Origin of the sequence: Paenibacillus sp. EKM206P (assembly GCF_011066155.1) — a bacterium.
Classification (GTDB): domain Bacteria; phylum Bacillota; class Bacilli; order Paenibacillales; family Paenibacillaceae; genus Paenibacillus; species Paenibacillus polymyxa_D.
Window position 1 is genome coordinate 12,303 of record NZ_JAAMNQ010000022.1, and the last position, 16,136, is coordinate 28,438.

Genomic DNA, 16,136 nt, shown 5'->3' on the forward strand with positions numbered 1-16,136 from the left:
ATTTCCCCCTCAATCGAATATTTATAGGCTTTCATAAAAATGCTTCATCTCTTCGAACTCTTCCAAATCCAGATCATCTGCCCCTACGTCTGTTGGTGTCAGTTCCTGACCGGACTGATTAAGGCAATGACGAATGGTATTCAACAGGTGTGTTTCGAAGCGGGAGAAAAGTTGTTTGACCGTGCGCTCTTCATATGCATTCCTGTCATAGGATATACGGATACTTAATTTTCCGTCCTCCAACCGGCTATCCATATAAAGAGCACAAGATGAACCATTAATCACATCCTTGGTACCTGGTCCAATTTCAGCTTGCAGCGGCGATATTGAAAAATAAACCGATTCCGGGTGTGGGGAGTCTATATAACGGAAACCAATTTCCGGATGACGAAAACGTTTAGAATCCGTTGGATTGCTGGCTTCGGTCAGATATCTCAATGCACCGTAGCCCAATCCGTGATTTGGAACCTGCCGAACCGTTTCCTTCACACGCTTGAGCAACAGCGCTATATCATCCGCAGATTTGATGTCCAGTACAACTGGATACACGGACGTAAACTGCCCTACCGTTCTGGAGATATCCAGCGAATTTGTTTCAGCCTGCTCTCGGCCAGGGTTCTCCACGTATAGTGCAATCCGTTCTTGTCCTGACCATTCGGACACTGTTTGCCCCAGTACGGACAGCAGTATTTCCTCCGGCACGGTATTATAGGCATGATTGACCTGTGTCATCAGATGCTGGGTTTCGTCAGTTGATAATTGCAGGTGGAGCTGATGTGTTTGTCTCTCCGATCCAGAATCCGTAATGACTTCATGGTCTTTGGGAAGCGTTCTCCACTCTGACAACTCTATCTTGTTCCAATAGTCCTGCTCCTTGAGCAGCTCTTTACTATTCGCATAATGTTCAAGATGCTCTGCCCACGTTTGGTAAGCGTTCGTTTTGTCCGGTAAAACAATCGTTTCCCCATCCAGAGCTTGTCCGTAGCCTGTTGCCAGATCTTCGAGCAAAATATTCCATGAAATGGCGTCAGCCACTAGTGGGTCTACAGCAAGGAAAAGATGATCTCCGCTATCCAGACGGAAAAGCCCTGCCCGAACTCGTGGTCCTTCAAACAGCCGCAGGCTGCTTTGAATCCGTTGACATTCAGCTTCCATCTGGCTGCGTGCTTCGCTTTCCGTTCCCGTAAGCGACAGTACCTCCAGCGTGATTAGCTGTTCATGCAGTCCTTTGTGAGCTTGCGTAACCGACTCGTCAGCCTGCTGTAATAAGCCAAGGCGCAGAGCATCGTGGTGCTCTACGATTTTCTTCAATGCGGCTCGCAATGGCTGCTCGTCAAAGCCCGACTTTGCCAACAGCAGTACCGACATTGCGGCAGGAAGTGCCTCGGATGCTGGATGCCGTTCAAACCCATCGAGTAGATGTCGTTGTATCGGTGTCAGTGGTACTTCTCCATCTATCGGACCTTGCTCTATCGGACGGGACAATGTTTCTGCATAGCCGCTCAGGATTTCAATGGACGGATGCTCCAGTACGTGTCGGATATCCAGCAAATACCCGTGGAGACGCATGCGTGCGATGACTTGAACTGCTTTAATCGAGTCGCCTCCGAGCAGAAAAAAGTTATCCTGAATGCCCACCTGATCGCGTCCCAAAACATCTTGCCATACGGCGGCCAAAGCTTCTTCCACATCATTTCGCGGCGCTACATAGGCCACATCCGGTCGGAATAGCTTTTCAGGCTCCGGCAATGCTTTTCGGTCGGTTTTTCCGTTCGGTGTCAACGGTATCCGATCCAGAAACACGAAGTAAGACGGAACCGAATAATACGGGAGCAACTTGGCGGCATGTTCATGAATGACCGTTAAGCTTGGTGTTTCTTCTGTATGCAATACAATGTAGGCACACAAGACGGATTCTTGCTCTTTGTTTTGATATACAGTGACGACAGCCTCTTGAATTGCAGAATGGCTCATCAAAGCATTTTCAACCTCACCCAGTTCGATCCGGAATCCACGTACTTTCACCTGATGGTCGATTCGGCCGATAAACTCCAGATTTCCATCTGCTTTCCAGCGAGCGAGGTCACCCGTTCTGTACATTCGTGTCCCTATTGAAAATGGATTATCCACAAATTTCTCTGCCGTCAAATCCTCGCGGTTCCAATAGCCACGGGCCAGCCCTTCCCCTGCAATGCATAGCTCGCCCGGTATACCAATTGGCTGTAATCTGTTCTGCGCATCCATGATATAAATGTGCGTATTCGCAATGGGGCGTCCAATGTCAATCTGATTGGCATGGGTAAGTTCCTGCACTGCCGACCAAACCGTCGTTTCCGTAGGTCCGTACATGTTATAAATACGGGGGCCGTTCAATTTCTGCAATGTCTCCAGCAGCCTAGGTGGAAGCGCTTCTCCCCCAACCATAATTTCCTGTACACCTTGCAGCACACGGGAGCCTTCCTCATGACTCAGCAGCATGTGCAGCCGCGATGGCGTCATTTGCAGCATGTCAATGTGATGTGCAGTAATCAGTTCGCCAAGTGCCTGAGGATCGACCTGATGATGGCGGTCGCCTAGCACGACGGTCATTCCGCCTAGCAGCGGCAGAATCGCTTCCAAAACGAAAATATCGAATGAAATAGTGGTTAGCGATAAAATCGTTTTGTTCGCTGCAAAGTCGATCACTTCACGCATTCCTGTAATAAAATTCAGCACCGAGCGATGCTGGAGCATAACTCCTTTCGGATTTCCGGTTGAGCCAGAAGTATAGATGACGTAAGCCAGATGCTCCGGCTGAGCAGTGGCTTCCAGATTGGTCCTTTCTCCTTGATATACTTCCTCATCTTCGATAAACAGGGTGTTGGCGCTGTAATGGTGTTCTCCTACCAGATCGCGACTGGTCAGGAGCACGGCAGCCTCACTGTCACTCAGCATATACTCAATACGGGCTGACGGATATTCAGGATCGATAGGCACATAAGCGCCACCCGCTTTTAGCACGGCGAGCAGACCGATAATCATTTCCGCCGAACGCTGCACCATCAGGCCGACTAGCTTATCGGGTCCTACGCCATGCGCTTGAAGTATCCGTGCCAGTGAGTTAGCACGTTCGTTCAAGTCCCGGTAGGTCAGACGCTGATTTCCGAACACCAATGCTATATGACCCGGCGTCTGTACGACCTGCTTTTCAAACTGCCCGTGAACTGTCTCATGGTGCGGGAAAGGTACAACGGTATGATTAAATTCGGTTAGCAGTAATTGCTTCTCTTCATCAGATACGATCGTAATATCGGCCAACCGCACCCCGACATCCTGCGTCACCGTTTCCAAAATTCGCACAAAATGCTCTCCCATCCGTCGGATGGTCTCCGGTTTAAACAGCTTTGTGCCATACTCCAAAGTGAAGGACAAACATTCTTTTTCCTCGGTCACATGCAATGAAAAATCCACCTTGGATATACCCGCGTTGAATTCTTCCGGTTTAAAACGAATGCCTCCTGTTTCCAAAACATCTGTGCCGACATTTTGCAAACTGAACATCGTATCGAACACCGGGTTTCGACTTAGGTCGCGCACCAGTTCCAGCCTGTCTACAAGCTCATCAAACGGGTATTCCTGATGCTCCAGTGCCAGCAGCGAGTTTTGCTTAACCTCCTGCAAAAAGGATTGGAACGTTAAAAAAGATCGCGGCTGATTGCGAAGAACCAGCGTATTGACGAACATGCCAATCATCGCTTGCGTATCCACATGCCGTCTTCCGGCAACAGGTGTACCCACGATAATGTCCTCTTGGCCAGTATATTTGCCCAGCAGGATATTATAAGCCGCCAAAAGTATCATAAAGATCGTAGATTCGGTATCTTGGGCCAATTTGTAGAGTGTGTTAGTAAGTTTGGATTCCAAGGTGACGGTCAAGCTGTCACCTTCAAAGCTTTGTGCTTGTGGACGCGAAAAGTCCGTAGGCATATTTAGTACAGGAAGCTCGCCCTTCAAGGTCTGGAGCCAATATGATTCATGCGCTTGCAATGCGTCGTCAGTGATCTGCTGCTTCTGCCAAGCAACAAAGTCTTTGTAATGAAGCTGAATGTTCGCAAGCTGTCTGCCCTGATACCGTTGAATGATTTCATCTAGCAGCACGGCCATGGAGAAACCATCGGACACGATGTGATGCATATCCACTAGCAGATTGAAGCCACCTTCGATAAATTCGTACAGTTCGGCGCGGAATAAAGGAGCTGTTCCCAGATGAAAAGGCTGAACAAACAAGGTCCGAGCCTGTTTTGCTTCTTCCTTGGAAATACGGGTATATGGAATGTCGAATGGAATCGTGTCCCGAACTTTTTGTACCACTTCCCCGTCTTCCAGATCGAAATACGTCCTAAAGGATTCATGACGCAAAATAACTTCCCTAACGGCTTCAATGAAGCGGGGAACCTCCAGATCTCCCTCTATGAAAAGCTGACCGGGTACATGATAGGCCTTTCCACCTCCCAGCTGATCCAGCACGTACATTCTCTTTTGGGAAGAAGATACCGGATAGAAGGCTTGCGATTTCACAGATACAATCGGTTCGTAGGTCTTCTTTGTTCCACCCGCAATATATGTAGCCAGCTCAGCAATCGTTTGCAGCTCAAAAATGTGGCTGAGTGGAATGTGTACACCCAATTCCTTATTGACTCTCGACAGAATGACCGTCGCTTTTAGTGAATCACCACCCAGTTGAAAAAAGTTATCGTCATCGCTGATATCTGTTACATTCAGAACGTCCATCCAAATGTTCACGAGTTGATCTTCTACGCTGTGGTTCTCAGGAGCGGTGTCTGTTTTAGTCAATACACTTGCTTGTCCCGGCTCTGGCAAAGCCTGTAGATCAGGCTGACCATCCGGCAGAAGAGGAATATGATCCATAGGAATCCAAAAACGGGGCTGCGTATAATCTGGAAGAATTTCGATTGCAGCCTTTTTCAGTGCGTCTTCTTCCCATGGCTTCGATGCGTTTGCGACCACATAGACGGTTATATATGAGACTTTTCCAGCTTCGTCCGTTTGCGGTGTAATGACGCAGGACTCCAATCGGAAAGTTTGCAGCAGGTGTTTCTCCAACTGCCCCAAATTAACCCGATGTCCGCGAATGTGGATAGTCCGATTCAAATTGCCAATATGCCGCAGCTTGCCATCGTTTTCTACGTAAGCCCATTCTCGGGTCGTTCCCAACAGGCCTGCTACTGAGGCTTGATACACCTCCCCTGCTGTCCCAACAGGTGCCAAATGCTTGTAGGCATCGAGGACGCAAAGATAGTTTCCCTTGGCGTCGGTATTTGCTGCCCATGCAGTTCGAAGTTGTTCGTTCTCCGACGCACGGAGTAAAGTCAGCGCGGAAACGCGAGCCCCTTCTTCCTCTACAATGGAATACAGCAAATTCAGGAAATATCCTGACCAGGCTTCGATAATGTTTGGCTGAAAAAGATCCGAATTGTAGTCGAAATCAAGACGTAATTGTTGCAGCGCCTCTGTCACGTTCAAAAACAACTCGTATTTGCTGAATGATACCTCATTCTCAATGAGTTCCACTTCCAGTTCATGGAATTGAAAACGCGGAATCGGTCGATCCATATTGAATACAGCGTTAATGACAGGCAAATGCCTCAGCCCCAGCTGAGCGAGTCCGGCAAAGCTGTACTTTTGGAAGCTATCCAGTTCATTCATGCGCTTTTTGACTGTTTGGACATGCTCCGTAAAAGTAGCATCAGGACGCACTTCGCTGATCATCGGAAGCAAGTTGACACAGTTGCCGATCAGAGAGAAGGCGTCCATATGGGATTGTCCAGCGGTGGGAACCCCCACCGTTACTTCCTGCTGCCCTGTCAGCCGATGTAGAAAAATCTGAAAGGCGGATAGCAGCGTTATAAAAAGACTGCTGCCTAGCTTTATACTGGCGGATCTCAATTGTTTAACGAGCGGCGCTTCGAGCATTACGGTATGTCTGCTTCCTCTGGAAGACGGAATCTGTATTCCCCTCACCGGAGATGGCAAATGGAGGACAGGCTGCTGTTTATCTAGCATCGCTGACCAAAAAGCTAGGGCCTCATCTTTCCCGGCTTTCAATTGATCCTGCTGCCAAACAACGTAATTCCGAAAAGGTACTGGATCGGGAAGGTTGTAGGCAGCATGTCGAACAAGCGCAGAATAGATGTGTTCCAGTTCCTGAATGAATACACTGATTGACCAGCCATCTGCGATAAAATGATGAAACGTAAAAACACCCAGATGCTCTTCATCCGATATTTTCAGCAGATGAATTCGGAATAATGGCTCGCCTGGCGTCATGGCAAATGGGGTTTCACTGTCCTTGATCATCCATGCCCGAATATGTTGTTCCTGTTCATCTAGGCGATAACTGGTAAAATCATGAAGCGGGATTTCCGCTTTCATCACAGGAGCGAACACCTGAGTTTCCCCATCGCCGCTCATAAAGATATGTAAGGCTTCATGACGGTTTACAATGGTCTGGACAGCTTGGTTGAACGCCTGCTGCTGAAGTGGACCACGAAACCGCAACAAGGCGGTTTCGTGTAAAGATTGAGAGTCACTTCGATCTGAAACAGAAGCGAACCAAAGCTGCTTTTGCTCTGGAGTTAACGCAATAACTGTTTCTGCTGCTTCAGCCTCTGGAGGTACGGTTACAGGTACAGGTTGCTTTCCCGGCCCCGGGCCGTTTCCATTCGGGGGCGGGTCCGGTAAAAATCCCCCTTTACGCAGCTCGTTCACGCTATCCTTGACCGCTTGTACGATTCGCGCAATATCTTCCTCGGTATGGGCCGTGGACAAGAAGCAGTTTCGTCCCTCCCAGATATAGATGCCTTTGTCCAGCATGTGATAGAAGAACAGCTCCAGATCGCCTTTGAGCACGAAGCGGAATAGGGAGCCAAAGTGAACGACCTTCATAGGTACGCGTTCGTCAGTGAAATAGCTGTTCAGCTCCGCAGCTAACGCCGAGGTGCGGCTGTTCAAGCGATTTTGCAGTTGCTCGCCATGCTTCTCCAAATGATCCAGCACCGCTAAGGATGCAGCCATTGCCAGCGGATGATGGCAGAAGGTTCCTGCCACAAAGGTTCGCTGCTGCTCATGCTGCGGATAGGAATCATCCCCGAAGCTCCACGTGCCTCCGTCGATCCCGTTCATAAAGGCGGATTTTCCGGCTACGATGCCGATGGGCAGCCCGCCGCCAATGATTTTACCGTAGGTCACGAGGTCGGCTTGTACCCCAAACCACGCTTGGGCTCCTCCGGGCTGAATCCGGAATCCTGTGATGACTTCATCAAAAATGAAGGCAGTACCCGACTGCTCCGTTATCTGGCGAATTTCCTGCAAAAAGGCTTTAGGCTGAAAATCTGGTCGGCGGCTTTGTACCGGCTCCACGATAACCGCGGCCAGTTCATGCGCATGGGTGCGGATATAATCCAGAGAATCGTCTGCCCCATAATGAAGCACGACGACATCGTCCACCATATGCTGCAAGATACCTGGAGCTAGAGGTGTCGAATGCTCCTTGTCATCACCCGCGCTCCCCAGTGCCAGCACCCCGTCGAATGTACCGTGATACGAGCCAGCAAAAATGACGACTTTAGCTCGTCCAGTGGCAGCACGTGCCAAACGGAGCGCGACCATGACGGCTTCCGTGCCGGAATTATACAGGGCAATCCGTTCCACGCCGGTCATCTTGCATATTCGCTCGGCGACCTGTCCGGCCATGTTGGACATGGGGCCAACACACATGCCGTTCTTCAGCTCTTCTTCAATTTCTTCACGAATAAAGGCTGGATTGTGTCCGAACAGATTCACACCAAAGCCCATCGTCAAGTCGACATATTCATTGCCGTCCAGATCCCAAATTTTTGAACCATCGGCGCGTTGGGATACAATTTGATACACCATTTCCTTCAAAACAGGCCGGAAACCAGCCACATTGCGGTTATTGGCGTATACGGAGCGATACTGCTGGGTGTACTGTTTGGTGCTACGCGTACGGGCCGTGTAGCGTTCAATCAGTTCTTGTAGGTGTTGTTCCTGACGGAGCGAAAGCAATTCACGTGCTTTAACATCCAGCTTTTTATAAGGCGTATACGGCTTGGCTTCATTGCCTGTCTGCTTGAAAACAGCCTTTACGGATGGTGCTGGTGCTAATGCAGCCGCGACTTTCTGCTTGGATTCGGTACGGATGATCTGCGCACTTTCACTACTTGCCGATAGCAAAACGCCCGTTTCCGGGTTAAATGGCTCGGAAGCTATTACGGATGCAGATGGCTGATGCCGGAGAACATCGAGCTGCTGTGACATCAGATGTAGCTGTTGCTCCAAAATTCGTTCTACAGCCGCAGGAGCTGTAGCGATTGGAAAGCTTTGAGCCCGTGTTTGTCCAGCCGTGTCTATGGCATAAACGGATGCCGCAGCCGGAACAGCGGATTCATGAGACGGTTGGGTTAGCGGGAAAGCTGCGTGATCAACCTGATTCAGAGTTGTTTCTGGACGATTTTCCACAGATTGAACCGGGGTTTCAGCAGAAGTGAAAATGCTCACCCGTTCGGCTACGTAGCTGGCCAACAGCTCCAGCGTGGTCAACGATTCGAAAAATTCGTTCATTGGAATGTCCAGTCCGAAGGTATCCTTGATACTGTGGCGAACCTGGGACAAATTAATGGAATCCAGCCCAAGCTCCAGAAAATGTGTTTGTGGCTCCAGTTCCTCCAGACTGAGTTGGGACACGTTACCGATCATTTTTGCTAACTTTTGAAGAATAGATGATTTGTGCTGATCGGTAGCAGATGCCGGCGCTGAATACTCGTTCCCCATAATTCCAGACTCCTTTGCTTTTGAGTTTTCATGAACTGGTACCTTCTGTTCCGTTCGAATCTGTTCGGGTACGTTAATCCAGCATCTTTTCCGTTCGAATGGATACGTAGGCAGAGAAACCTTTTTATAGTGCTTACCTGCATAGAGGGCATTCCAATCGATCTGCGCTCCTTGCACATACTTGGCAGCCAGTTGCTCCAGTGATTGCAACGTGTCCAAGCTTCCAGTGACCATCTCTGCGCCACCTGTGTTATCCGCTTTCCCGGTGTATACACCTTCGACGACTCTACCTTGTTCGTGTAACTGAATCACCTTCGCCTTCAACGCATCCGCCCCTGCGGCAGTCACAGCAATCCGGTGATTCAGGTGACTTCTGCCTGTGTTAGCCGTATAGCATACATCCTGCATCACGAGTTCTTCTGCACGTCCGAACCGTTCTGCGTACCGCCCGACCAGTTCGTGCAAAGCGGATTCACTCCGCGCTGACAGGGTCAGCAGCAGTGGTGATGATCTATTGTTGCTGTCCGTTGAGGCTTGGTCTGATTCCGTCTTCGCTATATATTCCTCCAGCACCACATGGCAGTTTGTCCCGCTGAATCCAAAGGAACTCAGCCCGCTTCTTCTCGGGAAACCGTCCGTCTTCCATTCCCTAAGCTTCGTATTAGCATATACCGGGGATTCCTCAAAATGGATCTTTTGGTTTGGTGTGCGAAAATGAACGAGCGGTGCAATCTGTTGGTGCTTCATGGACAATACGGATTTGATCAAGCCCGCAATCCCAGCGGCTTCGTATAAATGACCGATATTCGTTTTGACCGTGCTGATCGCCACAAACTGCTTACGCTGTGTATGCTTGCGGAAAGCCTTGGTAATGCCGTCAATCTCAACCGGATCGCCCAGCTTGGTGCCGGTGCCATGTGCTTCGATATAACTTATCGTTTCAGGATCAATCCGTGCATCGCGCCACGCCTGCGAAATCACTTCTGCCTGAGCCAGCGCATTCGGCGCGGAAATACCAATCGTGCTGCCGTCCTGATTGATGGCACTTCCCTTGATCACAGCTAAAATGTTGTCACCGTCTTGTTCGGCTTTGTGCAGCGGCTTCAGTAAAACGGCTCCAACTCCTTCACCCCAGCCCGTTCCGTCCGACTGGTCGTCGAAGGCGCGTGCTCGATCATCGGAGGATTCCATGCCAATGCCCGCTTTCAGCGGCAGTAAAATCGTCTTCACTCCTCCTGCCAAGGCCATGTCGCAGTCTCCGCTAAGGATGGACTTGCAGGCCAAATGCACTGCCACGAGGGATGAAGAGCATGCTGTATCAATTGTTAGCGCCGGACCTTTTAGATCGAGCAAATATGCAATCCTGCTGGAAATAATGGATGATAAATTACCAATAGCAAAGTTCGGCAGCGCGCCCGGTTCCACCTCAGACAACAAACGCTCGTATTCGAAGCAGGTTTTGGAGAAGCCGACATACACGCCGACCTTTTGGCCTGCCAGTTGCTTACCCCCATACCCCGCATCCTCAATCGTGCTCCAGGCTGTTTGTAGAAATAACCGTTGATTCGGGTCCATGAGTGAGGCTTCCCGTGGAGTCAGCTTAAAGAAGGAGTAATCGAACTTGTCTACTTCATCCAGATAGCCGCCTTCTGCAATTTGCATATTCCGTCCTTCCGTATTCAGACGGGAAATGAAATCTTCGGCATCTTTTCTTCTTTCGTCGCTGTACGGGCCGATATTGTCAGCCCCTGATGCCACATTCGCCCAAAACTGCTCTAATGTTTCCGCTTGAGGAAACTTGCCTGACATGCCGATGATGGCGATATCCCGGACATTTGCTTCCTCCTTGGCCTCGGACTGTGCTGTTGCAGCCGGGTCGCTGCTCATGCCCTGACTAGAGATATATGCAGCAAGCTTGGCGATGGTCGGATAGGAAAAGAAGTCCGTCACCTCAATATGAATCCCTAATTGATCCTCCAACAGGTCCACAATTTGAACGAGCTGCAAGGAAGTCACTCCGATATCAAAGTAGCTGTCGTCCGTCCCGATCGACTTTACATTTAAAATATCCTGGCAGATTCCAATCAGCTTCTGTTCTATCTCTCCTTGAGGTAAGACTACACGCTCAGCTGCTTGCATGACTCGAGTAGCCTCGGCCAGTGCTGTCAATATTTCATCAAATTCGCCCTGCTCATAACTCTGGGCTAATTTGAAGCGCTGAACCTTTCCACTGGTTGTTTTAGGAATACGCCGGATCGGAACCACATCCTGAATATGCCAACCTCCCCGGTAATTTAGATGACTTTTCAGCTTTTGGACAAGCGGTACAAAATGCTCTATCTTTTTCGTGTGCATCACAAAGGCAATAATACGATCCTGCCTCGTTTGCGTATCATGTACACCGCACACGGCTACTTTTCCGAGATCCACACCATCCAGTTCCTCGGCAATCCTCTCGATGTCATGCGGGTAGACATTCTGTCCGTTCACGAAAATGATATCCTTGGCTCTACCAGTAATAGTCAGGCGACCGTTCCGCATAAACCCTAAATCGCCGGTGATAAGCCAGCCATCCTCTGTTTTGACCTTCGCGGTAGCCTCTGGATTGTTATAATATCCGGATGTCACATTTTTGCCGCGGATCTGTGTGTGTCCAATCACCCCATCTTCAAGCACCTGATTTTTTTCATCGCAAATGCGGACAGAGGTACTGGCCAACGGATACCCCAAATCCACAAAAGTAAGACACCGCTTGTCAGACTTGTCCACTTCTTCTATGGGTTCACCCACGTGTAACTGCTGCCGGTTCAAATGAATGGGTATAAAGGTGCTTTTGTCCAGAGGTGGAGAGGAAACTCCCACACTCGCCTCTGCCAATCCGTAGACAGGAAACATCGCATTTTTATTCAAACCGTGAACACTCATTGCATCCATAAACACATCACAAAGCTCCACAGATACGGGCTCCGCTCCATTTAAGATCATACGGACACTTGACAAATCCCAGTTAGCTGCTGTTTCGGGTTTATACTGATCGAGAAAAAATTTATACCCAAAATTGGGAGAGCATATTTGAGTCACCTTATGCTCCGATACTTTTTTTAGCCATAAAGACGGGCGTCTGATAAAAAGTGCCGTTGGCATAATCAACTGCTTGGCATTAGCGATCACACAGGCTAAATGAAATGCGATCAATCCCAGGTCATGCGTAAGCGGCATCCAGCCCAAATAAGCATCCTTGGAGCTCATGCCCGTTTGATTTGCGATATCCCGAATATTGTAAACCAAATTTTCATGCGTCAGCATGACTCCTTTAGGATCACCTGTAGAACCTGAGGAAAATTGGATAAAAGCTAAATCCTCCGGTTTGGGTATATGGGCAACACCTTTACTCTGATTGGAATAATCGAATATATGGCTTGAAAAAGTCGCTTTTTTAACGGGCTCAAAGGAATCCAGCAGTTCGTGCTGGTGCGAGTATTTTTCTAACTGTTCCAATACCTTGTCATCTGCAATCATATAAGGGCGGGAAAGTGTATTCCAGATTTTAAACAATTTCATTTTATGCTCATCATTATTCCCTATGCTTATAGGAACAGGAACGATTCCACCGAGTAGGCAACCCCAAAATACATTTACAAAGGTATGATTGTCGTCGATCTGCATGATCAGCTCATCGCCAGGTTGTATCCCTTTTTCCTGTAATTCATAAAGTACCTGTGATGCTTGCTCCAGAAGTTTACAGTAGGATACGTATTCCTCTTGTTTATCACCAGAAATAAAGGTGATTCCGTTCTCATCCCGGCTTGCACGGTCTTGAATGATTTCAATTAAAGTTTGAAACTGTTCCATCCTGATCCCTCCTCAATTGCTCTAGCATTACTTTCTGCTCTCCTTCGGAGACCTGTTTGGTTTGCAACACCAGGCGAATACACTCCAAAATCTCCTGTCTTTGCTCAAAAGCAGGAGGTGAACCGCTCCCTGATTCAGAGCTTCGAAGTAATTCTTCCAGTCTTCGAACAGGTAAAATAACACCCTTTCGATAATCATCTTCATTCCAATTGGCATTGGGGGTAGATACCGCCAGTGAAAGGGAACGAGCAACCCAATCACGGATTGAGAAGCGGCGTTCCAGTTCAACGCGATCCAAGTCTCTATCCACGGACAGCAATTCAATGGTAGTGCTTATTTCCTTCGCCAAATTTTTCAGCACCGTTCGTGGACCTAACTCGATGCCTTGTTTTACGCCATGATTCTCCATATACTGCATGGTTTGAATCCAGCGAACCGGGTGAGTCATTTGCAAAATCAATCCTTGACGGATGCTGTCAACATCGGGGTATGGCAGAGCGGTCACATTGGAGATCACGGGCCACTGCGCTTCATGGAAAGTGTATTTTTGCAGCTCGATGGTCAGCCTGTCCGCAGCATGCTGCATAAGCGGACTATGAAAAGGACCACTAACCTGCAAGCGAGTAATTTGGGCCCCCCGCTGTTCTAACTTGTCAGCTACCATAGCTATCGATGTATGATGACCAGAGATGACATACTGATTAGGCGAATTGTAACAAGCAATAACAGCAGGCTGATCGATTGGGGAGTGCAGACGACAGAATTCTTCCACAGCGCCTGGCTCAGCTCCGCGAATGGCAATCATGCTGCCCAGACCGGCCTCTGCGGCTTCTTCCATGATGCGTCCTCGCTTTTGAACCAGTCGTAAAGCGTCGCTAAAGGATAGAACACCGCTACTTACCAGAGCTGAATATTCACCCAGGCTATGACCTGCTGAAAATTCAGGGATAATTCCGATTTCATGCATATAACGCCGGAATGCAATGACACTGATCGTGAGAAGTGCGGGCTGAGTATAGAATGTTCTGGATAGCTGGGTCATCGGACCTGCCATGCATAAAGCTTTCAGATCATATCCCAAAATATCAGCAGCCTCTTCGAACAAGCGATCCGCTTCTGCAAAGCCGCTATGCCACGTAGCCCCCATTCCTACATACTGAGAGCCTTGCCCAGGAAAAACCAAAGCCATGCGATTCATATCAAACCCCTTTCCTCCCCACAAAGATGTGGCAAAGCAAAAATGTTTTTACAATTCAGGTGTTAATGTACATATGTATGAAGACAATGGCTGTAGAGATAGATGTAGCAAAAAGCAACAAAACCGATTGTCAAAAAACAGTAATCGACATGTAAAAATGAGTTGGTTATGGAGTTTCCATTCGTGGTGTGATTGAGATCAAAAGTCAGATGTGTGAGTAGACTTGGAAGTGTAAAAAAACTTGAGGTATACTGGAATTCCAGGCTTGGAACCTAAAATTCAGTATCATAGATGAATGTGATGATAAATTGTTGAGGTCATACAGGATGTTTTTCGATGTAAGTATTAAATGAGAAATATTTTATTTATATAATAGATATGGACTCGAAAAATGTCAATATCTTTTTTAAATTCCTTTAATAAGAAAAAAATGCGATATTTGAATGATTTTGTTTCAATATAAATATAAAAGTAAATTAAAGTATGTCGATATAATGTATAAGTATATTATATACACAAACAATGCCCTCTTTTGTCTAAAAATCAGGCATTGTTTGTAATTTTTAATGAATTTTTGTAAAATTTCTGTGTAGTAAGTGCAAGAAACAGATTTTGTGTTATATCTGGTGCTTGACAAACCAAATTGTAATGCGTTGCAGTCGTTCCACACGAAGCTGCGCATGTCCTTTTCGTGAAAGTTCGTGGCTTTATCCAACCCCCTTTCGGCGAACAAATCGGCTTCGTCCGTTCTTGGTGATCGAGATACGTTCATATTCCCAACGCTCGTACATGGATAGCAGATATGGATGCTTCTCCGCTGTCGCCAGTGTCACCGCAGGGGCACCCAACTGATCACGAATAATTGTGTGTTCTACTCAATTCGTTTTCTCCCGTACCCTTGGCCTGTGCAGCCGGGTCTACAGCGAACCACATCACAAACGGCAAGTCGATTATAAAATCAAGGGCTTATTTTTCGAATGGCTAACAGTAGCCTGAATGACCCCGTTAATTTCCAGCACATAGCAATCATTGTGTTTAATGTTCTCCCGAATGAGAGCAACGTCTGCCTGAGTGGCAGGCCACTGGAGTCCCAACTGCCGGATCATTTCGTACGCTTCGTAGGTCACATACTGTTCGTCTGCACTAAGTTATCTGAATGTTCAGGTAAAATCAATATCTATGTCATCAATTTTAACAACAGTCATTCCTTGATAAGGGGTTTTACGCTCCAAAAAAGTAACAGGAACGTAAAAGTCCGAATTATCTTCTTTCTTTATACCCAAATGAATGTATCTGCCACTAAAAATGTTATACAACATAAACTCAGCATCAATCATGCTTTGGGCTAACTGAGGATTAAAAATAATAAAGCTAGGTTGATGTAGTAATTTATGAAGAAATGGGAAATGTCATATACGATAAATGGTTCTCTCATATCCGCCTAAGTTGGATTTTTTCAGCATTTCTAAAGTCAGTGTTCCTTGTCTTAATTTTGGAAACCCTTTTTTTCCACGATATGAAGACCCAGTTTTCATTTTATGTATGCAAAGTAAATGAGGAAGATCAAAAGTTCTAAAATGCAACCTGATGCCACGCTTTTTATGACGAATTTTATAAAGAAAAATTAAGTTACAAAGGTGCTCCTCATAAAAGATACTTCACTTATCGTCGCTTTAGCAAGCTGATTTCTCACTTTGTCCTTGTTAGCACCCATAAAATAAATGTCTTAAAACCTTTCAGATACATATCTTTAGGAACAAGCATAATAATCCAGTATTCTGCTATTCTTACTTTTATTTGATATGGACGTAGTACATATCCATGCTCATACATATAATAGCACTCTTTAGGCTAATAGTTCACTTTGAGTTAAGAGGAATTTCTTCAATTAAACTTGCGTCTGTATGGTGAACATTCCCTACAGCTTTAGAAACGGGATACGAGTTCATTAATCCTCAGGGTATGGCCGACATTTTTAATACATGTTCCGTTTTTGTTATTTCAATGTAAGAACTACGTCACCCATCTAGCCTACTCTTCGTCAGGACTAGGTTACTTCTATGTTATTCCTTCTTAGTTTCCATATCCTACTTTTAAACTGTTTAAATATCTAATTCCGAAAAGATAAAAGAGAGCACAGCCCATTAAGGCTGTGCTCTCTTTTATCGTGCTTGGCGACGTCCTACTCTCCCAGGACCCTGCGGTCCAAGTACCATCGGCGCTGGAGGGCTTAACG

At 47.3% G+C, this 16,136-nt stretch carries 2 protein-coding genes and 1 pseudogene; all 3 read right to left on the minus strand.

What is annotated here, in order from left to right; genetic code table 11:
* Nucleotides 1-21: 21 nt before the first annotated feature.
* The 3 genes and pseudogenes from G9G53_RS25020 to G9G53_RS26960 all read right to left on the minus strand — a co-directional run bounded on the left by G9G53_RS25020 (nt 22) and on the right by G9G53_RS26960 (nt 15,027).
* Complete coding sequence (locus tag G9G53_RS25020) at nt 22-12,702, minus strand: non-ribosomal peptide synthetase (protein ID WP_165150824.1); 12,681 nt, start codon at nt 12,700-12,702, stop codon at nt 22-24.
* Nucleotides 12,677-13,900 (minus strand): ACP S-malonyltransferase, encoded by a 1,224-nt coding sequence (gene fabD, locus G9G53_RS25025; protein ID WP_165150825.1) that lies wholly within the window; start codon nt 13,898-13,900, stop codon nt 12,677-12,679. The genes G9G53_RS25020 and fabD overlap by 26 nt, the downstream gene beginning before the upstream one ends.
* Before the next feature lie 707 nt (nt 13,901-14,607).
* Nucleotides 14,608-15,027: pseudogene (locus G9G53_RS26960) on the minus strand (GNAT family N-acetyltransferase).
* Between the last annotated feature and the right edge of the window lie 1,109 nt (nt 15,028-16,136).

Coding starts and splice junctions, on each gene's coding strand:
- G9G53_RS25020 (WP_165150824.1), bottom strand. CDS start 12,702: ATGGAACAGTTTCAAACTTTAATTGAAATCATTCAAGACCGTGCAAGC.
- fabD (WP_165150825.1), bottom strand. CDS start 13,900: ATGAATCGCATGGCTTTGGTTTTTCCTGGGCAAGGCTCTCAGTATGTA.